Raw genomic sequence first — 23,425 nt, 5'->3', positions numbered from 1 at the left:
GAATCAGCGCGGCCCGATCATCCCCGCTCCGCGCGGCAGATCGTGTCCGTTCACCGCCCGTGCGAGCAGGCGCCGGCGCTCGAACGGCCCGGGCAAGTCCCAGGCGCCCGTCGCGGCGGCGTCGAAGCCGAAGAAGCGGTCATAATATTCGGGGTCGCCGATCATCATCAGCGCCCCGTCGGCCTTCGTCTCGGAGGCTGCCAGCATATGCGCCATCAGCGTGCGGCCGTGCCCGCCGCGCTGGACGTCGGGCCGCACCGCGACCGGACCGACCATGACGAGCGGGGTTTCGGCGCCGTCCGCCTTACGGTGCACGACGGGCCAGCACTGAATCGTCGCGATCAGCGCGCTATCCTCGACAAGCGCGAAGCTCAACGCCGGCACCGCATCCACGCCTTCGCGGATGCGGTAGGCGGTTCGTCCAAAGCGATCCGTTCCGAAAGCGGCGTCGAGGAGCGCCTCGACCGCCTGCGGCTCGATATCGGACAATGGAAGTAGCTCGACCAACGCGTACCCTTTCGCTAATGCGGCGGCGCTTTAGGGTGAGGGCACGGCAATGGAAAGCCGAATGTCGCGCCCGTTCGACAGGATTTTCTTGTGACCGATACATTGTGGCTGGAAGTGACCGGACTGACCGTCGATGTTTTGACCGGCATCTATTCCGAAGAAACGCATTTGCCGCAGCCGCTGCGCATATCGGTGCGCGCGAAGCTGGCGATGGCCGATCATTATGATCCGACCACACCGCTCAGCCGCTCGAAAAATTATATGCACCTCAAATTCGCGGCGACCGAGGGCATCCCCAAGGATGTCCATTTCGTGCTGATCGAAAGCGTCGCCGACCATATCATCGACACCTTGTTCCTGCAGGACGAGAAGGTCGAGGAGGTGGAAGTGAAGATCGTCAAGCTCGCGATCGCCGAGGAAGGCGAAGAGATTGGCATCACGATGCGCCGAAGTCGTTTGGGCGCGCGCAAATGACGCAGAAGCTCGCTCTCGTCACGGGCGGGCTCCACCGCGTCGGCGCCGCGATTTCGGCGCGGCTCGCGCGCGAAGGCTATGCGCTGGCGATCCACAAGCGCAGCCCGGGCGAGGCCGATCCGGTGCTCGCCGAGGCGCTCGCGGAAACCGGCGCGATCAGCCATCGCTTCGCCGCCGACCTCGCCGATCCGGCTCAGGTCGATGCGCTGATCCCCGCGGTGATCGAAAAATTCGGCCGCGCGCCCGACCTGCTCGTCAACAATGCGGCGCTATTCGCCGAGGGCGAATGGGCCGACCTGTCCGCCGCGGCGCTCGCCGGGATGATGCAGGTCAATTTGTCCGCGCCGGTGATGCTGGCGAAGGCGCTGGTCGCGGCGAGCGAAGGCAAGCGCCCCGCGATCGTCAATATCGTGGACCAGCGCGTGGTCCATCCGGTGCCCGACCAGATCGCCTATAGCCTGTCGAAATCGGCGCTGTGGCAGGCGACGCAAACGCTTGCCGTCGCATTCGGTGACCGCGCGCGGGTCAATGCGGTGGCGCCGGGGCTGACGATGGCGACCGACGATTATTCGGCGGCGCAGGTCGAGCGGCTGGCAAAGCTTATGCCGCTGGGCGCGCTGCCAACGCCCGCGCAGATCGCCGACGCGGTCGTCTATCTGGCGCGCGCCGAGGCGGTGACCGGGCAGACGATCTTCGTCGACGGCGGCGCGCATCTGGCGCCGCTGGGCCGCGATTTCGTGGCATTGGAGCGCGACACCTGAAAACAGGCTGATCAGGATGGCATAGGGGGCGATCGATATGCAGTTCGAAAATCCGCCGTTGGCGCCGATGACCTATTCAGGATTGCTGGACGACGCCGGGCGCCGATATGATCCCGAAGTCGATCCGGTTGGCGAAGCGTTTTTTCGCCGGATGATCGCCAAGAACATATTCTTTTCGGGCGGTATTTTCCTCAACGACGGATATCTGGTGAACCACCCCGCCGCGCGACGCGAGTTGATGCGCGAGGATAGCTTGCTCCGCGTGATGATGCGGACGCAGAATTTCGTCCGGGTGCTGACGCGATCGCCCCTTGGATCGAGCATCGCGGACATGCCGGTGCAGATGGCCGAGTCGGGCAATGCCAGCTTTGACGCACTGATCCGCAGCGAGGAATGGGAAAGCCTGCGCCCGCTGCTCCACCGCCTTTCGTCGGTCTGGGACCGCGGCAACCGGATGGTGTGGCCTTCGCGCCAGATGCACGCGGGTTTTACGATGCTGATCCTTCGGGCGCTGGCCGCGACGCCGGAACAGATCGGCCTGACGGCCGCCCTGCCTGTCGAGCTGGACCGGCTGCGCGACGATTTCCTCGCCCGCGATCCGTATCAGGGCAACGCGCGCCACCATTTCGAACAAGCCGCGCTCGCCATCATCGCCACGCTCGCCAATACCGGAAAGATCGAACGCGCGCACATGGGGCTGGCGATGCACGAGCTGATGACCATAGCGAATCAGGCCTATCATTATAATTTCGGCCTCTGCCTGAACGAAGAGGCGGCCGAACCGATCGCCGTCGACACCAGCGCCGGTCATGCTTTCGACGAACTGCTTCAACTCGACGAGGTTTATGACGGGATGCTCGACGACATCTCGATCCTGCGCGTTCCCAAATATCTGCCCTTTCACGAAGGCCGGAAATTCGACGATCTGCTCGATGCCTCGACGCATATCGGACAGGCAAAAATGACCTATCTCGCGGCGCTGGAAGAGGTTTTTCACCGTTCCGCCGCCGGGCCCGGCGAGGGGCTGGTCGATGCCAAACGCGGATTTGCCGATGCGACGCACGCCTATCGCGAGCGCATCGCCGAACATTTCGGCAAGTTTCCCAAAGGCGATTTCGACGAAGCCGTCTTTTCCTCGGGCATCAGCATCGGCATCGGCAAGCTGGGCGACGTCGCCACCGGCGGCCTCGGAGGTATCGCGATCGAATTGCTCAACAACAAATTGTCGCCCGCCGAATTCTTGCTTCGCAAGATGCGAATCCGCGAGATCGATACGGCGATGCGCGGCGACATCGAACCGCTCAGACCCAATGATTATTACAAGTTCAGCCCGGCCGAAATCGTCCAGCGCCACCGCGCGCTACGGCCGAAATTTTCATCCGTCGCATTCGATCGGACAAAAATCGAAGCGCATATCAGCCAGGTTCCGCCGCTCTGAACGCGGGGCCGGGCGCGATGCCGGTCAGTAAATATGCACCGCCTTCGTCACCAGATATCCGTCCAATCCCTCGGGGCCGCTTTCGCTGCCGAAGCCCGATTCCTTGATCCCGCCGAACGGCGTGTCGAGCGCCGAGATGACGAAGCTGTTCACCCCGACCATGCCGCTTTCGATGGTGTCAACGATGCGGTTGATGCGGCGGCCGTTCTCGGTGAAGGCGAAGGCGGCGAGGCCGTAGGGTAGCCGGTTCGCCTGTTCGAGCGCCTCTTCTTCGGTCCCGAACGGGCGGATCAGTGCCATCGGGCCGAAGGGTTCATTCACCATCGCGTCGGCCTCGACCGGCACGTCGGCGATCGCGGTCGGCTGGAAGAAATAGCCGTTTCCGGTCGCCTCGCCGCCCGCGATGACGCGCGCGCCCTTCGCCTTGGCGTCGGCGACCAGCGCTTCCAATGCGGGGATGCGGCGTGCGTTGGCGAGCGGACCCATTTGGGTATCGGCGTCGAGCCCGCTGCCGATCTTCACCTTGGCGGTGCGTGTCGCAAAACCCTTCACGAACGCGTCGTAGATGCCCTGCTGGACATAGAAGCGCGTCGGCGAGATGCAGACCTGCCCCGCGTTACGGAACTTCTGCCACACGACCTTGTCGAGCGTCGCTTCGAGGTCGCAATCGTCGAAGATCAGCACCGGGGCATGGCCGCCGAGTTCCATCGTGATCCTTTTCACCCCGTCGGCGGCGAGCTTCATCAGATGTTTGCCGACCGCGGTCGAACCGGTGAAGCTGACCTTGCGGATCACGGGGCTTCCGAGCAAATGCCGGCTGATCATGTCGGGATCGCCATAGACGAGTTGCACAACATCACCGGGAATGCCGGCATCGGCGATGCAGCGCATCACCGCGCTGGTGCAGCCCGGCGTTTCCTCGGGCGCCTTGGCGATCACGACACAGCCCGCAGCAAGCGCGGGGGCGATCTTCTTGACCATCAGATTGACCGGGAAGTTCCACGGGCTGAAGCCCGCGACGGGGCCGACCGGATGCTTGGTCACCATAGCGCGCTGGCCGAGCGGACGCTGGAGCACGCGACCCTCGATGCGTTTGCCCTGCTCGGCGAAATAGTCGAACAGCCCCGCCGCCGACAGCACCTCGCCGCGCGCCTCGCCGATCGGCTTGCCCTGTTCGAGCGTCAGGAGGGTCGCGATATGATCGACGCGTTCGCGAATGATGCCCGCGGCCTTGTGCATCAGCGCGGCGCGCTCGTCGGGAGTCTTGGCGCGCCACGCCGGCCAGCCACGCTCGGCGGCGGCGAGTGCTTCGTCGAGGTCGGCGATGGTGGCGACCGGCAGTTCGGCGATCGTGCCCGCGGTCGCGGGGTTATAGACCGGCCGCTCGTCGCGCCCCTCACCGCTCCGCCAGGCGCCGTTGATGAAGAGTTGGAGGTCGGCGTCGTAGGTCGCGGTCATGTGCATTTCCTATCCGATCCGTTCGCATCGAGCGAAGTCGAGATGCCCCTCGACCTTGCTCCACGCCGATGGGTGTCTCGACTTCGCTCGACACGAACGGGAATGAGGTTGGTCAGATAGCGCCCATATAGGACAGCTCAGCGATAGTTAAAGCTGATGCTGATCCGCTCGCCCTTGCCGCTGTGCGGCATCACCTCATGCCGCAGCCAGCTTTCCCACAGAAAGACGCGGCCCGCGGCGGGTTCGGCGTAGACGAAGGGGCGCTGATGCTCGGGTGCCTCGTCGGTGCGGCCGGGCGCCGCCATCAGCATCGGCAGGCGCGGGTCTTCGAGCTTGAGCGCGCCCGATCCCGGCGGGACGGCGACATAGAAGGTGCCCGACACGATGCTGTGCGGATGGATATGACCGCTGTGCGTACCGCCGGGTTTCAGGATATTGACCCACAAGCTGTCGAGCTTCAGCGGTTTGGCGAGGTCGAAGTGGCACGCCTTGGCAAAGGCCTTCACTTGCTTGTCGAGCAGGCGCTTCAAATCGTGGAAGGCGGGATCGCGCTCGGGCAGGTCGCCGAGGCTCGCGTAGCTGGTGTAGCCCTTATAGCCATGCTCGCGGCTCCAGCGCCGCCCGGCACCATCCTCTTCGGCGAACAGACGGCTGCTTTCTTCCAGCTCTTCGAGCAGGTCGGGCGTGCCGATGTCGGCCTCGTAAAAATTGGTGGCGAAGAGCGTGCGAACGGGCATGATGGCCGCAAAGCACAGCAAGTGCGGACACGCAAGGGAGATGGGGATGGCCGAGTTTGAACTGATCGCCGACGGATTGCGCTTTCCCGAGGCGCCGGTGGTGATGGACGACGGCAGCGTCATCGTCGTCGAGATCGAGGCGAAGCGGATCACGCGCTGCTGGCCCGGCGGGAAGAAGGAGGTCATCGCGGTCCCCGGCGGCGGCCCCAACGGCCTCGCGATCGGCCCCGACGGCAAGCTTTATTGCTGCAACAACGGCGGGTTCAACTATGTCGAATCGAATGGTTATCTGGCGCCGCACGGTATCGCCGAAGATTATTCGGGCGGGCGGATCGAGCGCATCGACATCGACACCGGCGAAGTCGAGATACTCTACAAATCGGGCGATCATGGCGTGACGCTGCGCGGCCCCAACGACATCATGTTCGACGCCCACGGCGGCTTCTGGTTCACCGACCATGGCAAGGTCGATTATGCCGCGCGCTGCCACGACATCGTCGGCATCTTCTATGCCAAGGCCGACGGCAGCTTTATCGAGGAAGTGATCTTTCCGAGCTACAACCCCAATGGCATCGGCCTCTCGCCCGACGGGACGAAGCTCTACGCCGCCGAAACCTACACCTGCCGCCTGACCCAGTTCAACATCGTTGCGCCCGGCAAAGTCGACGACGCCGCGGGACCCGGCGGCCCCGGAATCCCGCTCTATCGTCCCGCGGGCTATAAATTCTTCGACAGCCTGGCGATGGAGGCAAGCGGCAATATCTGCGTCGCGACGATCGGCGAGTGCGGGATCAGCGTCGTTTCGCCAGCGGGCGAGCTGGTCGAGTTCGTCGCGACCGACGATATCTTCACCACGAATATCGCTTTTGGCGGGCCGGACCGGCAGGACGCCTATATCACCCTGTCGGGCACGGGGCGGCTGGTGAAGACGCGCTGGGCGCGGCCCGGGCTGCAACTGCAATATTGAGCGCGGCCGATGCACGACGAGAATCATTCGATCGAGCGGATCGGCTGGCTGCGCGCCGCGATCCTTGGCGCCAATGACGGGATCGTCTCGACCGCCAGCCTGATCGCGGGGGTCGCGGCGGCGGGCGCGCCGGAGGCGTCGATCCTCGTCACCGGCACGGCGGGCCTTGTCGCGGGCGCGATGTCGATGGCGGCGGGCGAATATGTGTCGGTCAGCTCGCAGAAGGACGCCGAAAGGGCCGACGTCGAGCTGGAGAAACAGCATCTCGCGGCCGATCCCGAATTCGAGCTTGAGGAGCTGACGCTCATCTATCAGGATCGCGGGCTCGATCGCGCGCTCGCCGAACAGGTCGCCGCGCAGTTGACCGCGCACGATGCGCTCGACACGCATTTGCGCGACGAGCTGGGATTGACCAGCGAGATGGCGGCGCGGCCGGTGCAGGCGGCCGCGGCGTCGGCGGCGAGTTTCGCGGTCGGCGCGGCGCTGCCGCTTGCGACGGTGCTGATCGATCAGGGCCCGTCGCTGCCCTGGACCGTCGCGGCGGCGTCGCTCGTCTTTCTCGCCATCCTCGGCGCGCTCGGCGCATGGGGAGGCAATGCGCCGATGCTGCGCCCGGTCGTCCGCGTCACCTTCTGGGGCGCGATGGCGATGGCGGCGACGATCGCGATCGGATCGCTGCTCGGGACGGTCGCGGGTTGAGTATCCATAATCTCGCAATGACGAAGTAGGAAGTTAGCGCCGTTCCAGCCATTCGCGGAGCGCGACGGCGTTGTTTCGCTCCTCGTCCTTCGCGGCATAGACCAAGGTCACCGGTCCCGGCTTCATCGCCGCATCGAGTTCGGCGAGCGCCGCCGCGACCTCGTCGCCGCCGGCATCGAGCGCCGCGAAATATTCCTTGCGAAAATCATCCCAAGCCGCATCCGAATGCGCCGCCGCGTGATGAAATTCCGCCCGCAGCCCATCACTCGGCGACAGCGGCTTGAGCCACGCGGTCAGCGCCGCTTTCTCCTTCGATACGCCGCGCGGCCACAGCCGATCGACGAGGAAGCGCGTGCCGTCCTCGGGACCGGCCGGTTCGTGGATGCGTTTGACCGCGATTGTCAGGGGCGGCGTCATCTGTATGACTATCGATCATCCCGCGGCCGCGGGCAAGTCCATCGGAGGGGTCCGGAATGAGCGCAGCACGCTGGGCGATCGACATCGATCGCGACGATATCACGCAAGCTATTCTGGTCGACGATCAGGATGCACCGCTCGCGCCCGGACAGGTGCGCGTGCATCTCGACAGCTATGCGATGACCGCGAACAACATCACTTACGCGGTGTTCGGCAAACCCGCGGGCCTGTTCGGAAGCGACCAGGGCTATTGGGATTTCTTCGCGACACGCGACACGCCCGGCCGCCTGCCCGTCTGGGGCTTCGCGACCGTCACCGAAAGCCATGCCGAGGGTGTCGCACCCGGCGACCGCTTCTATGGCTATTATCCGATGGCGGAGAGTGCGGTGCTGACCGTCGGCAAGGCCGGCCCGGGCGGCTTCACCGATGTGACGCCGCGGCGTACCACCCTACCCCCGATTTATAACAATTATCAGCGGATCGAGGCGCTCGAGGGCTATCGCGCCGCCGATCATGATTATTGGCCGGTGTTCCGCCCGCTGTTCCTGACCGGCTGGCTGATCGCCGACCAGTTCGAGGATGAAGGCGATTATGGGGCCGCCCAGATCCTGATCGCGAGCGCGTCGAGCAAGACCGCGATCGGGCTCGGCTTCACGCTTAAACGGCGCCCGGAGCCTCGCCCCGAAACGGTCGGCCTGACCAGCGCGGCCAATGTCGACACGCTCGCCGCGCAAGGCATCTACGACCGGGTGATCAGCTATGACCAGATCATGACGCTCAGTGCCGCAACCCCCGCCGCACTGGTCGACATGGCGGGCAATGGCGCGGTGACGCGCGTGGTGCACAGCCATTTCGGGAACAATCTCAAGTCGTCGATCGTCGTCGGCAAGTCGCATTGGGATGCGCAGGCCGACGTCGAAGGACTGCCCGGTCCCGAACGGCAGGGCTTTTTCGCGCCGGGCCGCAGCCAGAAACGCATCGCCGACTGGGGCGGCGCGGCGTTCGGGCAGAAGATCGCCGAGGCCTGGCTCGCTTTCATGGACGTTGCGCCGCGGCTGACTTCGATCGATAAGCATAGCGGCGGCGACGCGGCGCTCGCCGCCTATCGGGAGATGCTCTCGGGACAGGCTGACCCCCAAAAGGGGATCGTCGTCGCCCCCTGAGGGCCCGCGTGGGAGCAGCCCCCTTTCCCGGCCGCCGGAAAGGATAAGCCATGCGTCATGCCTCTGTATTCGCCGTCTCACTCGCGATGCTGTTTCCGGTGGGAGCGGTGCTGGCCGCAACGCCCAAGGCCGCGCGCGTGAAATAGCGGAGAGCGTGCGCCGGTTGACGTTAACGTCAATCTGCGCTCTAGCCGCGCCATGTCTCAATATACGCATGTCATCTTCGATTTCGGCGGCGTCATCACCGCATCGCCCTTCGAAGCCTTCAACCGGCTGGAGGAAGAACGCGGGCTGCCGCGCGATCTGGTTCGCCGCATCAACGCCGCCGATCCCGACGGCAACGCCTGGGCAAAATTCGAACGCGCCGAAATCGACGCGGCGGCGTTCGACACGCTGTTCGCGGCCGAGGCGAAGGCGCTGGGTCATGATCTGGAGGGCGAAGCGGTGCTGGCGGTGCTGGCCGGCGCGGTGCGCCCGGCGATGGTCGCGGCGCTCGATACGCTGAAGGCGAAAGGCTTCGGCGTCGCGTGCATCACCAACAATGTCCCCAGCGGCAAAGGCGCGGGCATGGCGCGGAGCGAGGAACTCGCGGCCGAGGTCGCGGCGATCATGGCGCGCTTCGACCATGTGATCGAATCGAGCAAGGTCGGCGTGCGCAAGCCCGACCCGCGGATTTACGAAATGATGTGCGAGACGCTCGGCGTCGAGCCCGGCGCGTGCATCTATCTCGACGACCTGGGCATCAACTGCAAGCCGGCCGCTCAGCTCGGCATGCACGCGATCAAGGTGACGAGCGGCGAACAGGCGCTCGCTGACCTGTCGGCCGCCTTGGAAATCCGCCTACCCTGACACGTCGGCGAGGTTGAGCTTCGCCGCACGCTCGAAGATTTGCGTCAGCACCGGCTCGGTGTCGGCGACGCGCATCGCGACATGGAATTCCACCGGCGCGAGCGCGGGCATGCCGTCGATCGGGGCGAGCGCGCCGCTGGCGACTTCGCCGCGCACCATCGGCTGCGGAAAGATGCCGATGCCGCCGCCCGCCTTGGCGATGTCGATCATCGTGCGGGCGTTGTTGCAGAGGTTGAGCGATTTCTGGGCGATGCGCGATGCCGCGATCGCCTCGCGCATCCGGCCGTGGATCGGCGAATGGCTGGCGAGCGACCAGACGGGCAGCATCGCCTCGCCCCCCGCGAAGGCCGATGCGACCGCGGGGCTCGCGAGCCAGACGAGTTCGACCTCGCCGATCGGACTGGTCTTCAATGCCGGGTGTGCGATCGGCCCCGCGGCGAAAGCCATGTCGGTGCGTCCGGTCAAAAGCTGCTGGATCAGGTTGGCGGTGAGGTCGATTTCGATCTCGAGCCCGACATTGGGCATGTCAGCCTTGAGCTCCGCGACGAAGGCGGGAAGGCAGCTCGCCGCCGCGATCTCGCCAGCACCGATGCGGACCACCCCGCTCGCCTCGCCATATCCACCGCTGCCGAGCAGCGCATATTGCATGTCGCGGAGCAGCGGGTCGCAATCGCGCACCAGCTTGCGTCCCGCCGCGGTGAGCGACATCGCGCGGCCTTCGCGGCGGAACAGCGCGGTGCCGAGGCGCTGTTCGAGTTCGCGCATCCGCGCCGACACCGTCGGCTGGGTCGTATTGAGCCGCTCGGCCGCGGCCGAAAAGGTGCCGAGCCGGTCGATCCAGAGCAGGGTTTCGAGATGATAGAGCGAGACGCGATTGATAGACATCGTCTATGTATAATCCAAAAATCGAACAATTAGAATTGATGGATCAAATGCGCCAAGGTCGCGCCCGACACCATTCAGGAGAGCCGTCCCATGGGGAAGAAGCAATATCCCGACGCCGCCGCCGCCCTCGAAGGCCTCCTCTTCGACGGCATGCAGATTTGTGCGGGCGGCTTCGGCCTGTGCGGCATTCCCGAGCGGCTGATCGATGCGATCTGCGACGCGGGCACCAAGGAGCTGACGATCGCGAGCAACAATGCCGGGATCGACGGCGAAGGGCTCGGCAAGCTGCTCCGCACCAAGCAGGTCAGGAAGATGATCTCATCTTACGTCGGCGAGAACAAGGAGTTCGAGCGGCAATATCTCGCGGGCGAACTCGAGGTCGAATTCTGCCCGCAGGGCACGCTCGCCGAACGCTGCCGCGCCGGCGGCGCGGGCATACCGGGCTTCTATACGAAGACCGGCGTCGGCACGCTCGTCGCCGACGGCAAGGAAGTGAAGAGCTTCGACGGACAGGATTATATCCTCGAACGCGGCATCTTCGCCGACCTCGCGATTATCAAGGGGTGGAAGGCTGACGAGAGCGGCAACCTCATCTTCCGCAAGACCGCGCGCAACTTCAACCAGCCGATGGCGACCGCCGCGAAGATCTGCGTCGCCGAGGTCGAGGAAATCGTGCCGGTCGGCAGCCTCGACCCCGACTGCATCCACCTCCCCGGCATATATGTGAAGCGCCTCGTCCTCGGCGCGCCCTATGACAAAAAGATCGAATTCCGCACGACGCGCCCGCGCGAGGCGGCGTGATGCGGTGCGTCGCCCTCACGGCGTCGCTGCTGCTGGCCGGTTGCGCAAACGCGCCCGCAGAGGTGGTGACGACCCCCTCCGCGCCGTCCGAAGCCGCCAAGCCGCCGGTCCAGCTGCAATATCTCTACGGCTCGCCCGAGGCCGCCGTCGGGGTGCGCGCGGTCAATGCGCGGATCGCCGACTATGGCGTGTGGCGGATCAGGGAGCGGCCGACCGACAGCGTGGTGCTCGCGCCCGGCGCGACGATGGACGCACCGGCGTTCGCGCCGTGCGGCGACAAGCCTTTCGCGGCAGTGTTCGATGCCGACGAGACATTGATCTGGAACCTCGGCCCGATGCGGCATTTCGCCGAAAAAGGCACCGGCTTCGATCTCAAGATCTGGGACCAGTGGGAAAAGAGTGGCGCGGGCAAGGCGATCGCGATGCCCGGCAGTGTCGAGATGGTGAACCGGCTCCGCGCCGCGGGAATCACCGTTATCGCCAACACCAACCGCAGCGCCGCCAATGCCAAGGGCAGCGAGGATACGCTGCGCGCCGCGGGGCTTGGCGAATTCAAGCATGGCGAGACTTTGTTCCTGATGGGCGACGATGCCGGCGGGTCGAGCAAGGATGGACGCCGCGCCACGATCGCATCGAAATATTGCGTGATCATCCTGGGCGGCGACCAGCTCGGCGATTTCAGCCAGCAGTTCAACGTCAAGGACCTGCCCGCCGCGCAGCGCATGGCGCTCGCCACGAGCGCCGCTGCCACCGCACTCTGGGACAAGGGCTGGTTCCTTTTTCCCAACCCCGTCTATGGCCCGTGGGAAAAGCTGGGCTGGGACGATGCCTTCCCCTCCGACAAGCAATGGGAGCCGAAATAATGGCCTGGACGCGTGATGACATGGCGGCGCGCGCCGCGAAGGAACTGGAGGATGGCTATTATGTCAACCTCGGGATCGGCATTCCGACGCTCGTCGCGAACCATGTGCCGACAGGAATGACGGTCACGCTGCAGTCCGAGAACGGAATGCTCGGCATCGGTCCCTTTCCCTTCGAGGGCGACGAAGACCCCGACCTGATCAACGCGGGCAAGCAGACGATCAGCGAACTGCCGCAGACCGCCTATTTCGGGTCGGAACAGAGTTTTGCGATGATCCGCGGCGGCCACATCGACCTGGCCGTGCTGGGCGGCATGGAAGTCGCCGAAAATGGCGACCTCGCCAACTGGATGGTGCCCGGCAAGATGATCAAGGGCATGGGCGGCGCGATGGATCTCGTCGCCGGGGTCAAGAAGATCATCGTCGTGATGGAGCATGTCGCCAAGGACGGCAGCCCGAAGTTCATCCCCGCATGCACGCTGCCGCTGACCGGCAAGAATGTCGTCGACATGATCATCACCGACCTCGCGGTGTTCAAGCGCGACGATCATGCGGGCCCGTTCCGGCTGATCGAACTCGCGCCGGGGGTGACGGCGGAGGAAGTCGCCGAAAAGACGACGGCGCATTATATTGCCTGACGTTGCGGCCAATCCCGGTTGCCACTGGCTGATCGTCGGCGGGTGGCTATCAGTCGTGGCCGCGCTGCTCCATATCGCCTGCATCTTCGGCGGACCCGACTGGTATCGCTTCTTCGGCGCCGGCGAAGGCATGGCGCGCGCGGCGGCGCGCGGCGACCTCAGGCCGACGCTGATCACGCTCGCGATCGGCGCGGTCCTGCTGGTCTGGGCTGCCTATGCCTTTTCGGGGGCCGGTTCGCTTCCGCGCCTGCCGCTGCTGCGGACAGGGCTGATCATCATTACCGCGATCTATCTGCTGCGCGCGCTCCTGTTTGTGCCGCTTCATTTCTGGCGACCGCAGCATAGCGACAGTTTCGCGATCTGGTCGTCGCTGATCGTTCTTGTCTATGGCGCGGTTTATGCGGTCGGGACATTCAAGGCGTGGCGCCATCTGGCGCCCTGAACCGCGCCGGGGGTGACGGCGGCGGAAGTCGCGGCTAAGACAGCGGCCATAATAAAGGTCGCAATATAGTCTCGAGTCCATGAAGCGCGTTTTTACCATTTTGATCGCTGTCGCCGCACTGGGATCGGCCGGCTGGTTCGGCATATATGTCCTCGGCGGCAGCGAGCCCCTTGCCAGCGTCCCGATCCCGATCAAGGCGGCCGAGAATCTGCCCGACACGCCCGCCGAATGGCGCGGCCGCATCGACTATTCTGCGCTTGACCGGCAACTCGCCGACCTGGCGCAGCGGCCCGAAATGGCGGGACTGGCGGTGGCGGTGGTCGAAGACGGCAAACTCAGCTTCGTGCGCACCTATGGCGTCGCCGACGCCGCGACCGGCGTGCCGGTGACGCCGCATACTTTGTTCCGCTGGGCCTCGGTTTCGAAAACCGCGGCCGGCGCGCTGGCGGGCGCGCTCGCTGCCGACGGCGCGGTCGATCTCGACCGCCCGATCGCCGCCTGGCGCACGTCGCTGCGCTTGCCGGGGGGCGCCGAAGCGCGCGTCACGCTGGACGATTTGCTGGCGCAGCGCACCGGCCTGACCCGGCATGCCTATGACGAAAAGCTGGAGGAAGGGCGCGATCCCGCCCTGCTGCGCACGAGCCTTGCCGCCGCGCCGCTGCAATGCGACCCCGGCACTTGTCACAGCTATCAGAATGTCGCCTTCGACGCCGCGAGCGAGATATTGGGTGCGGCGGCGAACGAGCCTTTCGCCGATGTGGTCGAGAACCGATTTTTCCGCCCGCTCGGCATGGTCAGCGCGGGATACGGGATGGCGCGGCTGACGGGCGCCAAGGATTGGGCCAAACCGCACCGCGGCGCGCATGTCCATCCGGTCAAGGAAGCCTATTGGCGCGTTCCCGCCGCCGCGGGCGTCGAAAGCGACATCGTCGATTTCGCGACATGGATGCAGGCGATGATGGGCAGCCGCCCCGATGTTCTGCCGGCCTCTGCGTTGCAGCTCGCCCATCGTCCGCGGGTCGGAACGGGGCGGCTCTATGGCGGACCGTTGCGTCAGGCCACCAGCGACGCGGCCTATGGCCTCGGCTGGCGGAGCTTCACCTATGGCGGGCGGCGGCTCGAAGGCCATTCGGGCGCGGTCGAGGGCTATCGCGCGACAATGATTTTCGAACCGGCGACGCGAACGGGCGTCGTCGCGCTGTGGAACAGCGATTGGGGCTTTCCGTTTCGCATCCCGTTCGCGGCGATCGACAGCTATCACCAGCGCGAAGACGCGCGCTGGCTCGATCTTGGCGAGTTGCCTCCGGTGACGGGCGCACGAACCGCGGTCAAAGCGATCGTCGGGCCTCCGAAGGGGTAAGGTCCCTTGCCCCGGCGTTCATCGCCTGTGTATCAGGCGCGCGTCGACGGCCGGGAGGAGAATCATCGATGCGCGTGCTGCTGACCGGATCGTCGGGCTGGCTCGGGCGCACGCTCGCTCCGTTGCTCACCCAAAACGGCCATCAGGTCACCGGACTCGACGTCGTGCCCGGCGCGCATACAGGGGTGATCGGAACCGTCGCCGACCGCGCGCTGGTCGACCGCACGATGGGCGCGCACGGGATCGAGGCGATCATTCACGGCGGCGCGCTGCACAAGCCCGACATCGTCCGCTATCCGCGCCAGGCCTTCGTCGACGTCAATGTGACGGGCACGCTCAACTTGATCGAAGCGGCGGTCGCGGCGCGCAACGATCGCTTTCTCTTCACCTCGACCACCTCGCTGATGGTACGCGCCGACGTGCGCGAGGGCGCGGGCGAAGCGGGCGCGTGGTGGATGGATGAGGACTTCGGTCCGATCATCGAACCGCGCAACATCTATGGCATCACCAAGCTCGCCGCCGAACAGGCGGTGAAGCTGGTGCACCGCGAGCACGGGATCAACGTCGCGATCCTGCGCACCGGGCGCTTCTTCCCCGAGGATGACGACACGCATGCGGTTCCGAGCGGCCCGAACCTCAAGGCGAACGAACTGCTCAATCGCCGCCTGACGGTCGAGGATGCCGCCGCCGCGCATCTCGCGGCGCTCGAGGCTGCGCCACAGATCGGTTGCGACACATTCATCCTCTCGGCACCGCCGCCCTTCGCGCGCGAGGAGGCCGAAGAGATGGCCCGCGACGCGCGTGTGGTAATCGCACGCCACTATCCCGACGCCGCCGAGCTCTACGCAGCCGAAGGCTGGATACTCCCCGAGAGAATCGACCGCGTCTATGATCCGTCGCGCGCCGAACGCCGCTTCGGCTGGCGCGCGCAGACCGACTTCGGCAGCGTGCTCGCGGCGCTTTGCGACCGGACGCCCCTGCCCTTCGCCCACGACCCCGATTACACCTCCCCCATCATCGCACAGGAGCGCGACGCATGTATGTGCTGATCACCGCCAACCGCAATTATTCGAGCTGGTCGCTCCGCCCGTGGATGCTGATGAAGGGCCTCGCCATTCCTTTCGAGGACCAGATCGAACCCTTCACCAATCCGGTCAACTATGACGAATTCCGCAGCTTTTCGCCGACCGGGCAGGTGCCCGCACTGCTCGACGAGGGCCGGACGGTTTACGATTCGCTCGGCATCACCCTCTATCTCGCCGACCGGCACGACGGCGTGTGGCCGACAGAAACCGAAGCGCGCGCCTGGGCGCAGTGCGCCGTCGCCGAGATGCACAGCGGCTTTTCGGCCCTCCGGAATGATTGCACGATGAATGTCGGCGTCCGCGTGACGCCGAAGCCGCCGTCGGGCGCACTCCGGCTCGACATCGCGCGTATCCGCGAGCTGTTCGCCGAAGGACTGTCGCGGTTCGGCGGCCCCTATCTCGCGGGCGCGAGCTTCACCGCGGCCGATGCCTTCTTTGCGCCCGTCGCCTTCCGCATCCGCACCTATGGCCTCGACGTCGGCGCCGGGCAGGCGTGGGTCGACCATATGCTGACGCATCCGGCGATGCAGGACTGGGAACGGCAGGCGCTGGCCGAAAGCTGGCGCGAGGAAAGCCATGAAGCCGAGTTGATGGCCGCCGGCGCGATCACGGCGGATTACCGCACCGCTTAATCGGCGAGCGCCTCGCGCACCACCGCGATCCCCGCTTCGCGCTGCGCCTTGAGTTCGGCTTTCAGCTTCGCCGGATCGCGCGCGAAGACGAAGCCGAAACTCACCCCGCCTTCCTTGCCGAGCGTCGCATGGTGGAGCTTGTGCGCCTGCACCAGCCGCTTCGCATAGCCGCGTCGCGGCACCCAGCGGAAGTAACGCTGATGGACGAGCCCGTCGTGCACCAGCGTATAGATGATGCCGTAAAGGAGGATGCCGAGCCCGATCCACGTCCCCGGCTCCCACGCCGAGGCGCCGAGGATCATCGGACTGCCGATGACGAACATCGAGATGCTCATCGCGGCGCCGACGATGGCGAACAGGTCGTTCTTTTCGAACATATGATCGTGCGGCTCGTGATGGTCGCGGTGCCACGCCCAGCCGAAGCCGTGCATGATATATTTGTGGCTCGCCCAGGCGACGCCCTCCATCGCCACGACGGTGGCAAGGATGAGCGCGAGGATGGCGGGCGTCGACATGGGGGGATTATAGGCTTGTTGCGCTAGCGATGCCACCACTCCTCCTTCGTCATCCCGGATCAAGTCCGGGGTGACGAAGGGCCAGAACAGCGAAAGCCCACGCGACCGAAAATTGCGTTTTCGTGTCCCACTCGCTTGCATTGTTATGCGACTGGCGTAAGTGGACCGCATGACTCGGCCCCGCACCCTTTACGAGAAAATCTGGGACGCGCATGTCGTCGAACAGCGCCCCGACGGCACCGCCCTGATCTTCATCGACCGCCACCTCGTCCATGAAGTCACCAGCCCGCAGGCGTTCGCCGGGCTTCGCGCGAGCGGCCGCACGGTGCGCCGCCCCGACCTGACGCTCGCGGTGCCCGACCATAATGTGCCGACGACGGCGCGGCTCGACGCGGCGGGCAACCGCCTGCCGATCGCCGACGCCGAAAGCGCCGCGCAATTGGCGGCGCTCGAGAAGAACGCGCCCGAATATGGCATCCGCTACATCGACGCGGTCGCGCCCGAGCAGGGTATCGTCCATGTCGTCGGTCCCGAGCAGGGCTTTTCGCTGCCCGGCACGACGATCGTCTGCGGCGACAGCCACACCGCCTGCCATGGCGGCATCGGCGCGCTCGCCTTCGGGATCGGGACGAGCGAGGTCGAGCATGTGCTCGCGACGCAGACCCTGCTGCTCCAGCCCGCAAAGACGATGGAAGTGCGCGTCGAGGGCGAAGTCGGCCCCGGCGTGTCGGCGAAGGACATCATCCTCCACATCACCGGCGTCATCGGCGCGGCCGGGGGCACCGGCCATGTCATCGAATATACGGGCAGCGCGATCCGCGCGCTGTCGGTCGAAGGCCGGCTGACCGTCAGCAATATGGCGATCGAGGGCGGCGCGCGCGCGGGATTGATCGCGCCCGACGAGGTGACGTTCGATTACATCAAGGGCCGCCCCTACGCACCGAAGGGCGCCGACTGGGACGCCGCGGTTGCTTACTGGAAAAGCCTCGCGACCGATCCGGGCGCCACCTATGACAAGATCGTCCTCATCGACGCCGCCGCCATCGCGCCGAGCGTCACCTGGGGCACCAGCCCCGAGGATGTCGTTCCGATCACCGGCGTTGTGCCTGCGCCCGGCAGCTTCGCCGATCCGTCGAAGCAGACCGCGGCCGCCAAGTCGCTCGCCTATATGGGCCTTGAACCCGGCACGCGGATGCAGGACGTACCGATCGAGAATATCTTCATCGGCAGCTGCACAAACAGCCGGATCGAGGATCTGCGCGCCGCCGCGGCGGTGATCAAGGGCCGTCACAAGGCCGATAACGTCAAATGGGCGATCGTCGTCCCCGGATCGGGGCTGGTGAAAGCGCAGGCCGAGGCCGAGGGACTCGACCGCATCTTCACCGACGCGGGCCTCGAATGGCGTGAGCCGGGCTGTTCGGCGTGTCTCGCGATGAACCCCGACAAGGTGCCCGCGGGCGAACGCTGCGCGTCGACGAGCAACCGCAATTTCGTCGGCCGTCAGGGTCCCGGTTCGCGCACCCACCTCGTCAGCCCGGCGATGGCGGCTGCGGCGGCGGTCACCGGCAAGCTCACCGACGTGCGGGAGCTGATGGCATGACCCCGCTCGACAAGGTGGAAGGCCGCGCGATCCCGTTCGGGCTCAAGAATGTCGACACCGACGTGATCATCCCCGCGCACTGGCTGAAGACGACGACGCGCGAGGGCATGGGACGCGGCGCGTTCGAAGCGATCCGCGCCGATCCCGACAATCTGTTCGACAGCGCCGAGTATAAAGGCGCGCCGATCCTGATCGCGGGCGACAATTTCGGTTGCGGGTCGAGCCGCGAGCATGCGGCGTGGGCGCTCGGCGACCTCGGCATCCGCGTCGTCATCGCGCCTTCCTACTCGGACATTTTCTCGGGCAATGCGGTGAAGAACGGCATCCTCCCGGTGGTGCTGCCGCAGGCGGCGATCGACCGGTTGATGGAGGTCGCGGCGACCGACCCGGTGTTCGTCGACCTCGAGCATCAGACGGTAACGACGCAGTTCCAGGACCGCTTCACCTTCGAGATCGACCCGTTCCGCAAGATGTGCCTGCTCGAAGGGCTCGACGAGATTTCGCTGACCGAAAAGAGCGACGCGGCGATCGGCGCCTATGAGCGGCAGCTCGATGCGGATCGGCCGTGGATGCGCCCGGCGGCTTAAGGGCTCAACGAACACCACAGAGGAGAAGATGATGAAGGCTCTCTTGTCGACCGCCACCGGCGGCCCCGAAACGCTCCAGCTGGGCGAACTGCCGCGCCCGAGTGCGGGCAAGGGCCAGATCGTGATCGACGTGAAGGCCTGCGCGGTCAACTTCCCCGACGTGCTGATCATCGAGGATAAATATCAGTTCCGCCCCGAACGCCCCTTTGCCCCCGGCGGCGAGGTCGCCGGCCTGGTGGCCGAAGTCGGCGAGGGCGTGACCGAATTCAAGGTCGGCGACCGCGTGATCGCGGGCTGCGGCAATGGCGGCATGTCCGAAGCCGTCGCCGTGTCGGTGCACAATGTCTATCATTTGCCCGAAGCGCATGATTTCGCCGAGGGCGCGTCGCTGCTGATGACCTATGGCACCAGCATCCACGCGCTCGTCGATCGCGGCCATATCGGCGAGGGCGACACGTTGCTCGTGCTCGGCGCATCGGGCGGCGTCGGCATCGCGGCGGTCGAATTGGGCAAGGCGTTCGGCGCGCGCGTCGTCGCTGGCGTGTCGAGCGAGGAAAAGGCCGGGATCGCACGGGCGGCAGGCGCCGACGAGGTCGTGGTTTACGGCCGCCAGCCGTTCGACAAGGATCAGTCGAAGGAGCTCGCGAACAAGTTCAAAGAGGCTGTCGGCCCGAATGGCGCGAACCTCGTCTACGACGCGGTCGGCGGCGACTATGCCGAGCCCGCGCTGCGCTCGATCGCATGGGAGGGCCGCTATCTCGTCGTCGGCTTCCCCGCGGGCATCCCGCGCCTGCCGCTCAACCTGACCTTGCTCAAAAGCTGCGACGTCGCGGGCGTCTTCTGGGGCGCTTTCGTCGCACGCGAGCCGGTGCGCAATCGCGCCAATATCGCGCGGCTGTTCCAGCTGTGGGAACAGGGCAAGATCAAGCCGCGCGTCACCGAAAGCTTTGCCCTCGCCGACGGCGGCAAGGCGATCGCCAAGCTCGGCGACCGCACCGCGGTCGGCAAGCTGGTCGTCACGCTCTGAAATATCGGCCCGATCCGGCGCTGACCGAGGCGCTGCGCGCGCTCGCCGCGTCGGGACGGATCGAGGTGCGGGTGACGCCCGGCGCGCGCCGCGACGAAATCCGCGTCGATGGCGAAAGCGTGCAAATTCGCGTGACCGCACCGCCCGCCGACGGCGCTGCGAACGGCGCCGTGCTGCGCCTGCTCGCCGCCGCGCTCGGCCGCCCGCCGCGCGACCTGACGCTGCTTCGCGGCGCGACGGTACGCATCAAGCTGATCGGAATTGCGGGCGGGCCGATAGCGCCGGGTTAACCAATTGGCAGGGGCTCGGCGTTATAGCCCGGCCCAGGACTAGCTGGGCCAGGGTGGATCATGGCAAAAGGCCGATCGACAAGCGGTGAGGGGGGCGCGAGTATCGCGAATATTTCGCGTACCCGGCGCGCGCAGCTCGTCGCCGAATTCGAAGGCGAGCTTGGCATCGACTACAAGGCCCGCGCCGCGGCCGAAGAGGCCGAACGCCGCTGGATCGCGCGCAAGACCTTCATCGTGTGGACGATCGCGGTGATGTTCTTTGCCATCGCGTGCCAGAAATTGTGGATCATGGGCAACGACGTCGACGTGCCCTTTTCCGACATCAACCCGGTGCGCAGCCTGTTCGGGGACTGAGCCCGAACGGCCGCCCGGCGCGGATCAATAAACCCGCGCCTTCGGCTTGATATATTCGACGTCGTCGGACAGCGTATATTCGTGGACCGGGCGGTAATCGAGGCGGACGCCGCCGCCCTTTCCACCCCAGCCGTCGAACCAGCTGATCGTGTGCTTCATCCAGTTCGCATCGTCGCGATTGGGGAAATCCTCGTGCGCGTGGGCGCCGCGGCTTTCCTTGCGGTTGAAGGCCGAGTGCATCGTCACCGTCGCCTGGCTGATCAAATTGTCGAGCTCGAGCGTTTCGATGAGGTCGGTGTTCCAGATCAGGCTGCGGTCGGTGACGTGAATGTCGTTCATCCGCTGATAGGTCTTGGTCAGCTTTTCCTTGCCCTCGGCCATCAGTTCGTCGGTGCGGAACACCGCGGCGTGCTGCGACATCGCGCGCTGCATCTCGGTGCGGATTTCCGCGGTCGGCGAGCCGCCATTGGCGCCCCGGAAATGGTCGAGGCGCGCGAGCGCGAGGTCGGCGCTGTCCTTGGGCAGCGGCTGCTGCGCCGCGCCGGGGGTCAGGATTTCCTTGAGGCGATGGCCGGTCGCGCGGCCGAAGACGACGAGGTCGATCAGGCTGTTCGAGCCGAGACGGTTCGCCCCGTGCACCGACACGCACGCCGCTTCGCCGACCGCGAACAGGCCGGGGACGACGGTGTCGGGACCGTCCTTGCCGAGCGTGACGACTTCGCCATGATAGTTACAGGGGATGCCCCCCATATTGTAATGCACCGTCGGCACGACCGGGAGCGGCTGGCGCGTCAGGTCGACGCCCGCAAAAATCTTGCCGCTCTCGGTGATACCGGGCAGACGCTCGGCCAGCACCGCGGGATCGATATGGTCGAGGTGCAGGAAGATATGGTCTTTGTCCGGGCCGACGCCGCGGCCTTCGCGGATTTCGAGCGCCATCGAGCGCGAGACGACGTCGCGCGATGCGAGATCCTTCGCCGACGGGGCATAGCGTTCCATGAACCGCTCGCCTTCGGAGTTGGTGAGGTAACCGCCCTCGCCGCGCGCGCCTTCGGTGATCAGCACGCCCGCGCCATAGATGCCGGTCGGGTGGAACTGGACGAATTCCATGTCCTGCAGCGGCAGGCCGGCGCGCAGCACCATGCCGCCGCCGTCGCCGGTGCAGGTGTGCGCCGAGGTCGCGGTGAAATAGGTGCGGCCGTAGCCGCCCGTCGCCAGCACAACGGCCTGGCTGCGGAAGCGGTGAATGCTGCCGTCTTCGAGGCACATCGCGATGACGCCGCGGCAGGCCCCGTCTTCCATGATCAGGTCGAGCGCGAAATATTCGACGAAGAAGTCGGCGTCATATTTCAGCGACTGCTGATAGAGCGCGTGCAGCATCGCGTGGCCGGTGCGGTCGGCCGCAGCGGCGGTGCGCTGCACCGGCGGGCCTTCGCCCATATTCTGCATGTGGCCGCCGAACGGGCGCTGATAGATGGTGCCGTCGGCGTTGCGGCTGAACGGCACGCCGGCATGTTCGAGTTCGTAGACCGCGGCCGGCGCCTCGCGCACCATATATTCGATCGCGTCCTGGTCGCCGAGCCAGTCGGAGCCCTTGACGGTGTCGTACATATGCCATTGCCAATGGTCGGGCGAATTGTTGCCGAGGCTGGCGGCGATGCCGCCCTGCGCCGCGACGGTGTGGCTGCGCGTCGGGAACACCTTGGTGATGCAGGCGGTCTTCAGCCCCGCTTCGGCGCTGCCCATCGTGGCGCGCAGGCCCGATCCGCCGGCGCCGACGACGACGGTGTCATAGCTATGGTCGATGATCTTGTAGGCTTCGGTCATCTTACATGCCCCCCGGGCCGAGCGCGGTGGGCGCGAGCGCGATGCGGATGATGGCGAAGATGCCGTAGGCGGCGCCGCCGATCGCGTAGAAGTTGAGAAGGACGAGCGCGAGAATCTTCGTCGCCTCGCCATGGACATAGTCCTCGATCATCACCTGCAGGCCGAGGCGCAGGTGCCAGAAGACGTTGGCGACCATCAGGATCAGCGCGAGCGCGACCGTCGGGTTCGATGCCCAGCTCAGCACCGCGGCGTGATCGCCGAGCGGCAGGCGGAACATCGAGACGACGAACCAGGTGACGAGCAGGACGTTGCCGAGCGCGGTCAGGCGCTGCTGGATCCAGTGGTGCGAGCCGTGCTGCGACGAGCCAAGCCCGCGCACGCGGCCGAGACGCGTTCCATTACCCATTGAGCGTCTCCGCAAAGACAGTGAGCCAGACGGCGGCGGTCGCGGTCAGCGAGCCGACGAAAACGAGGATCGACCAGAGCTTGTTGGTCTTGAGCTCATAACCCGCGCCGGTGTCGAGCACGAGGTGACGCAGGCCCGAGAAGAGATGCTGGAAAAAAGCCCAGCTCAGCCCGATCAGCACGACCTTGCCAAGGACATTGGTGACTTGGTGCAAGGTGCTGATTTCGGGGCTGGGATCGTGCCACACGCAGGCGAGGAAAGCCGCATAGGCGTCAGGCCCCGCGGCGAGCGCGCCGAGCCACCAGAGGAACATCAGTCCGCCGACGATCGCGAGGCCGTCGCCGGTGACGCGGTGGAAGATGGAAACCGCCATCGCGGGGGTCCATTTATACACCTGCAGATGCGGGGAGCGCGGACGCGCGCTTGGTTCATTGCCAGCCATATCAGCCCTGTCTTGACTCTAAACGGTCGATGCGCCGCCGGTTAAGCCTTCCCGCCGCGATATGCAATTGCTTAGGAGCATGGGGGAATAAAAGCTTGGGTTGGGCGGCGTATCCGACCGGCAATTCACTTGATCCTCCCTGTCGCGAAGCGATGGGGAGGGGCACCGTCGCCGCAGGCGATGGTGGAGGGGCAGCAACCTCGC

Annotated in this window: 28 protein-coding genes; 19 read left to right on the top strand and 9 right to left on the bottom strand. The window is 65.8% G+C overall.

The genetic code is table 11. The annotated features are described in order from the left end of the window. Positions 1–3 precede the first annotated feature (3 nt). Positions 4–507, bottom strand: a complete 504-nt coding sequence (locus tag GGR90_RS15835; RefSeq protein WP_167922357.1) for a GNAT family N-acetyltransferase — start codon at positions 505–507, stop codon at positions 4–6. A gap of 90 nt (positions 508–597) precedes the next feature. Here GGR90_RS15835 and GGR90_RS15830 point away from each other — a divergent pair, with 90 nt between their 5' ends. From GGR90_RS15830 to GGR90_RS15820, 3 genes are all read left to right on the top strand, one after another. Beyond that, positions 598–981 (top strand): dihydroneopterin aldolase, encoded by a 384-nt coding sequence (locus GGR90_RS15830; RefSeq protein ID WP_167922356.1) that lies wholly within the window; start codon positions 598–600, stop codon positions 979–981. Then, positions 978–1,742 carry an SDR family oxidoreductase gene (locus GGR90_RS15825; RefSeq protein WP_167922355.1) on the top strand — a complete coding sequence of 255 codons (765 nt, stop codon included), beginning with the start codon at positions 978–980 and terminating at the stop codon, positions 1,740–1,742. The genes GGR90_RS15830 and GGR90_RS15825 overlap by 4 nt, the downstream gene beginning before the upstream one ends. A 67-nt stretch (positions 1,743–1,809) precedes the next feature. Next, positions 1,810–3,180 carry a hypothetical protein gene (locus tag GGR90_RS15820; RefSeq protein WP_167922354.1) on the top strand — a complete coding sequence of 457 codons (1,371 nt, stop codon included), beginning with the start codon at positions 1,810–1,812 and terminating at the stop codon, positions 3,178–3,180. Between the two features lie 24 nt (positions 3,181–3,204). Here the strand turns inward: GGR90_RS15820 and GGR90_RS15815 are convergent, their stop codons facing one another. Then, positions 3,205–4,638 (bottom strand): NAD-dependent succinate-semialdehyde dehydrogenase, encoded by a 1,434-nt coding sequence (locus GGR90_RS15815; protein ID WP_167922353.1) that lies wholly within the window; start codon positions 4,636–4,638, stop codon positions 3,205–3,207. Between the two features lie 137 nt (positions 4,639–4,775). Then, positions 4,776–5,375, bottom strand: coding sequence for a TIGR02466 family protein (locus GGR90_RS15810; RefSeq protein ID WP_167922352.1), 600 nt, complete (start codon positions 5,373–5,375; stop codon positions 4,776–4,778). A gap of 46 nt (positions 5,376–5,421) precedes the next feature. On the opposite strand from GGR90_RS15810, the gene GGR90_RS15805 reads away from it, so the two are divergent. Further along, positions 5,422–6,342 (top strand): SMP-30/gluconolactonase/LRE family protein, encoded by a 921-nt coding sequence (locus GGR90_RS15805; RefSeq protein ID WP_167922351.1) that lies wholly within the window; start codon positions 5,422–5,424, stop codon positions 6,340–6,342. Positions 6,343–6,351: 9 nt separating this feature from the next. Continuing rightward, positions 6,352–7,041: a VIT1/CCC1 transporter family protein gene (locus GGR90_RS15800; protein WP_167922350.1), complete on the top strand. Its 690-nt coding sequence runs from the start codon at positions 6,352–6,354 to the stop codon at positions 7,039–7,041. A gap of 33 nt (positions 7,042–7,074) precedes the next feature. Here GGR90_RS15800 and GGR90_RS15795 read toward each other — a convergent pair whose 3' ends face one another. Continuing rightward, positions 7,075–7,458, bottom strand: coding sequence for a DUF488 domain-containing protein (locus GGR90_RS15795; protein ID WP_167922349.1), 384 nt, complete (start codon positions 7,456–7,458; stop codon positions 7,075–7,077). Between the two features lie 56 nt (positions 7,459–7,514). Between GGR90_RS15795 and GGR90_RS15790 the strand changes: the two genes are divergently transcribed. Together GGR90_RS15790 and GGR90_RS15785 are read left to right on the top strand one after the other, a co-directional pair. Continuing rightward, positions 7,515–8,621 carry a DUF2855 family protein gene (locus GGR90_RS15790; protein ID WP_167922348.1) on the top strand — a complete coding sequence of 369 codons (1,107 nt, stop codon included), beginning with the start codon at positions 7,515–7,517 and terminating at the stop codon, positions 8,619–8,621. A 198-nt stretch (positions 8,622–8,819) separates the two neighbouring features. Beyond that, positions 8,820–9,470, top strand: a complete 651-nt coding sequence (locus GGR90_RS15785) for an HAD-IA family hydrolase (RefSeq protein ID WP_167922347.1) — start codon at positions 8,820–8,822, stop codon at positions 9,468–9,470. On the opposite strand, the gene GGR90_RS15780 is transcribed toward GGR90_RS15785, so the two are convergent. Next, entirely contained in the window at positions 9,462–10,355 is an 894-nt protein-coding gene (locus GGR90_RS15780; RefSeq protein WP_167922346.1) for a LysR family transcriptional regulator, read from the bottom strand. The two genes, GGR90_RS15785 and GGR90_RS15780, sit on opposite strands and share 9 nt — an antisense overlap. A 90-nt stretch (positions 10,356–10,445) precedes the next feature. On the opposite strand from GGR90_RS15780, the gene GGR90_RS15775 reads away from it, so the two are divergent. The 7 genes from GGR90_RS15775 (at position 10,446) to GGR90_RS15745 (ending at position 16,173) form a co-directional block, all read left to right on the top strand. Further along, positions 10,446–11,156, top strand: coding sequence for a CoA transferase subunit A (locus tag GGR90_RS15775; RefSeq protein WP_167922345.1), 711 nt, complete (start codon positions 10,446–10,448; stop codon positions 11,154–11,156). Beyond that, complete coding sequence (locus tag GGR90_RS15770) at positions 11,156–12,019, top strand: HAD family acid phosphatase (RefSeq protein WP_167922344.1); 864 nt, start codon at positions 11,156–11,158, stop codon at positions 12,017–12,019. The genes GGR90_RS15775 and GGR90_RS15770 overlap by 1 nt, the downstream gene beginning before the upstream one ends. Next, positions 12,019–12,654, top strand: a complete 636-nt coding sequence (locus tag GGR90_RS15765; protein WP_167922343.1) for a CoA transferase subunit B — start codon at positions 12,019–12,021, stop codon at positions 12,652–12,654. Before GGR90_RS15770 ends, GGR90_RS15765 begins: the two co-directional genes overlap by 1 nt. Continuing rightward, a complete protein-coding gene (locus GGR90_RS15760) occupies positions 12,647–13,096 on the top strand; it encodes a hypothetical protein (RefSeq protein WP_167922342.1) in 450 nt (149 codons plus the stop codon). Before GGR90_RS15765 ends, GGR90_RS15760 begins: the two co-directional genes overlap by 8 nt. A gap of 79 nt (positions 13,097–13,175) precedes the next feature. Continuing rightward, positions 13,176–14,456 carry a serine hydrolase domain-containing protein gene (locus tag GGR90_RS15755; RefSeq protein ID WP_167922341.1) on the top strand — a complete coding sequence of 427 codons (1,281 nt, stop codon included), beginning with the start codon at positions 13,176–13,178 and terminating at the stop codon, positions 14,454–14,456. A gap of 68 nt (positions 14,457–14,524) precedes the next feature. Continuing rightward, the gene (locus GGR90_RS15750) at positions 14,525–15,505 is read left to right on the top strand and encodes an NAD-dependent epimerase/dehydratase family protein (protein ID WP_167922340.1); all 981 of its coding nucleotides are present in this window, start codon (positions 14,525–14,527) and stop codon (positions 15,503–15,505) included. Next, positions 15,493–16,173, top strand: a complete 681-nt coding sequence (locus tag GGR90_RS15745; protein WP_167922339.1) for a glutathione S-transferase family protein — start codon at positions 15,493–15,495, stop codon at positions 16,171–16,173. Before GGR90_RS15750 ends, GGR90_RS15745 begins: the two co-directional genes overlap by 13 nt. Here GGR90_RS15745 and GGR90_RS15740 read toward each other — a convergent pair. After that, positions 16,170–16,688 carry a sterol desaturase family protein gene (locus GGR90_RS15740; RefSeq protein ID WP_167922338.1) on the bottom strand — a complete coding sequence of 173 codons (519 nt, stop codon included), beginning with the start codon at positions 16,686–16,688 and terminating at the stop codon, positions 16,170–16,172. The genes GGR90_RS15745 and GGR90_RS15740 overlap by 4 nt on opposite strands. Positions 16,689–16,857: 169 nt before the next feature. Between GGR90_RS15740 and leuC the strand changes: the two genes are divergently transcribed. The 5 genes from leuC to GGR90_RS15715 all read left to right on the top strand — a co-directional run bounded on the left by leuC (position 16,858) and on the right by GGR90_RS15715 (position 20,546). Continuing rightward, positions 16,858–18,288 (top strand): 3-isopropylmalate dehydratase large subunit, encoded by a 1,431-nt coding sequence (gene leuC / locus GGR90_RS15735; RefSeq protein WP_167922337.1) that lies wholly within the window; start codon positions 16,858–16,860, stop codon positions 18,286–18,288. Beyond that, a complete protein-coding gene (gene leuD, locus GGR90_RS15730) occupies positions 18,285–18,875 on the top strand; it encodes a 3-isopropylmalate dehydratase small subunit (RefSeq protein ID WP_167922336.1) in 591 nt (196 codons plus the stop codon). The genes leuC and leuD overlap by 4 nt, the downstream gene beginning before the upstream one ends. Before the next feature lie 31 nt (positions 18,876–18,906). Next, entirely contained in the window at positions 18,907–19,902 is a 996-nt protein-coding gene (locus GGR90_RS15725) for an NADPH:quinone oxidoreductase family protein (RefSeq protein ID WP_167922335.1), read from the top strand. Positions 19,903–19,967: 65 nt separating this feature from the next. Beyond that, a complete protein-coding gene (locus tag GGR90_RS15720; RefSeq protein WP_342449954.1) occupies positions 19,968–20,192 on the top strand; it encodes a DUF167 domain-containing protein in 225 nt (74 codons plus the stop codon). A 60-nt stretch (positions 20,193–20,252) separates the two neighbouring features. Continuing rightward, complete coding sequence (locus GGR90_RS15715) at positions 20,253–20,546, top strand: hypothetical protein (RefSeq protein WP_167922334.1); 294 nt, start codon at positions 20,253–20,255, stop codon at positions 20,544–20,546. 24 nt (positions 20,547–20,570) lie between these two features. On the opposite strand, the gene sdhA is transcribed toward GGR90_RS15715, so the two are convergent. Genes sdhA through sdhC form a run of 3 tightly spaced genes read right to left on the bottom strand, consistent with a single transcriptional unit; the run spans position 20,571 to position 23,221 of the window. Next, positions 20,571–22,373 carry a succinate dehydrogenase flavoprotein subunit gene (gene sdhA, locus GGR90_RS15710; protein WP_167922333.1) on the bottom strand — a complete coding sequence of 601 codons (1,803 nt, stop codon included), beginning with the start codon at positions 22,371–22,373 and terminating at the stop codon, positions 20,571–20,573. Position 22,374: 1 nt separating this feature from the next. Beyond that, the gene (gene sdhD / locus GGR90_RS15705) at positions 22,375–22,779 is read right to left on the bottom strand and encodes a succinate dehydrogenase, hydrophobic membrane anchor protein (protein WP_167922332.1); all 405 of its coding nucleotides are present in this window, start codon (positions 22,777–22,779) and stop codon (positions 22,375–22,377) included. Next, positions 22,772–23,221: a succinate dehydrogenase, cytochrome b556 subunit gene (gene sdhC / locus GGR90_RS15700; protein ID WP_167922331.1), complete on the bottom strand. Its 450-nt coding sequence runs from the start codon at positions 23,219–23,221 to the stop codon at positions 22,772–22,774. The genes sdhD and sdhC overlap by 8 nt, the downstream gene beginning before the upstream one ends. Positions 23,222–23,425: the final 204 nt, after the last annotated feature.

The sequence above is a fragment of the Sphingopyxis italica genome (assembly GCF_011926545.1).
Lineage (GTDB): Bacteria > Pseudomonadota > Alphaproteobacteria > Sphingomonadales > Sphingomonadaceae > Sphingopyxis > Sphingopyxis italica.
This window is presented reverse-complemented; position numbering and strand designations above follow the sequence as displayed.

Coding starts and splice junctions, on each gene's coding strand:
- GGR90_RS15775 (WP_167922345.1), top strand. CDS start 10,446: ATGGGGAAGAAGCAATATCCCGACGCCGCCGCCGCCCTCGAAGGCCTC.
- leuC (WP_167922337.1), top strand. CDS start 16,858: ATGACTCGGCCCCGCACCCTTTACGAGAAAATCTGGGACGCGCATGTC.
- GGR90_RS15810 (WP_167922352.1), bottom strand. CDS start 5,375: ATGCCCGTTCGCACGCTCTTCGCCACCAATTTTTACGAGGCCGACATC.
- GGR90_RS15715 (WP_167922334.1), top strand. CDS start 20,253: ATGGCAAAAGGCCGATCGACAAGCGGTGAGGGGGGCGCGAGTATCGCG.
- GGR90_RS15790 (WP_167922348.1), top strand. CDS start 7,515: ATGAGCGCAGCACGCTGGGCGATCGACATCGATCGCGACGATATCACG.
- GGR90_RS15750 (WP_167922340.1), top strand. CDS start 14,525: ATGCGCGTGCTGCTGACCGGATCGTCGGGCTGGCTCGGGCGCACGCTC.
- GGR90_RS15765 (WP_167922343.1), top strand. CDS start 12,019: ATGGCCTGGACGCGTGATGACATGGCGGCGCGCGCCGCGAAGGAACTG.
- GGR90_RS15825 (WP_167922355.1), top strand. CDS start 978: ATGACGCAGAAGCTCGCTCTCGTCACGGGCGGGCTCCACCGCGTCGGC.
- GGR90_RS15820 (WP_167922354.1), top strand. CDS start 1,810: ATGACCTATTCAGGATTGCTGGACGACGCCGGGCGCCGATATGATCCC.
- GGR90_RS15780 (WP_167922346.1), bottom strand. CDS start 10,355: ATGTCTATCAATCGCGTCTCGCTCTATCATCTCGAAACCCTGCTCTGG.
- GGR90_RS15740 (WP_167922338.1), bottom strand. CDS start 16,688: ATGTCGACGCCCGCCATCCTCGCGCTCATCCTTGCCACCGTCGTGGCG.
- GGR90_RS15800 (WP_167922350.1), top strand. CDS start 6,352: ATGCACGACGAGAATCATTCGATCGAGCGGATCGGCTGGCTGCGCGCC.
- GGR90_RS15725 (WP_167922335.1), top strand. CDS start 18,907: ATGAAGGCTCTCTTGTCGACCGCCACCGGCGGCCCCGAAACGCTCCAG.
- sdhD (WP_167922332.1), bottom strand. CDS start 22,779: ATGGGTAATGGAACGCGTCTCGGCCGCGTGCGCGGGCTTGGCTCGTCG.
- GGR90_RS15755 (WP_167922341.1), top strand. CDS start 13,176: ATGAAGCGCGTTTTTACCATTTTGATCGCTGTCGCCGCACTGGGATCG.
- GGR90_RS15815 (WP_167922353.1), bottom strand. CDS start 4,638: ATGACCGCGACCTACGACGCCGACCTCCAACTCTTCATCAACGGCGCC.
- sdhA (WP_167922333.1), bottom strand. CDS start 22,373: ATGACCGAAGCCTACAAGATCATCGACCATAGCTATGACACCGTCGTC.
- GGR90_RS15785 (WP_167922347.1), top strand. CDS start 8,820: ATGTCTCAATATACGCATGTCATCTTCGATTTCGGCGGCGTCATCACC.
- GGR90_RS15745 (WP_167922339.1), top strand. CDS start 15,493: ATGTATGTGCTGATCACCGCCAACCGCAATTATTCGAGCTGGTCGCTC.
- sdhC (WP_167922331.1), bottom strand. CDS start 23,221: ATGGCTGGCAATGAACCAAGCGCGCGTCCGCGCTCCCCGCATCTGCAG.
- leuD (WP_167922336.1), top strand. CDS start 18,285: ATGACCCCGCTCGACAAGGTGGAAGGCCGCGCGATCCCGTTCGGGCTC.
- GGR90_RS15770 (WP_167922344.1), top strand. CDS start 11,156: ATGCGGTGCGTCGCCCTCACGGCGTCGCTGCTGCTGGCCGGTTGCGCA.
- GGR90_RS15795 (WP_167922349.1), bottom strand. CDS start 7,458: ATGACGCCGCCCCTGACAATCGCGGTCAAACGCATCCACGAACCGGCC.
- GGR90_RS15805 (WP_167922351.1), top strand. CDS start 5,422: ATGGCCGAGTTTGAACTGATCGCCGACGGATTGCGCTTTCCCGAGGCG.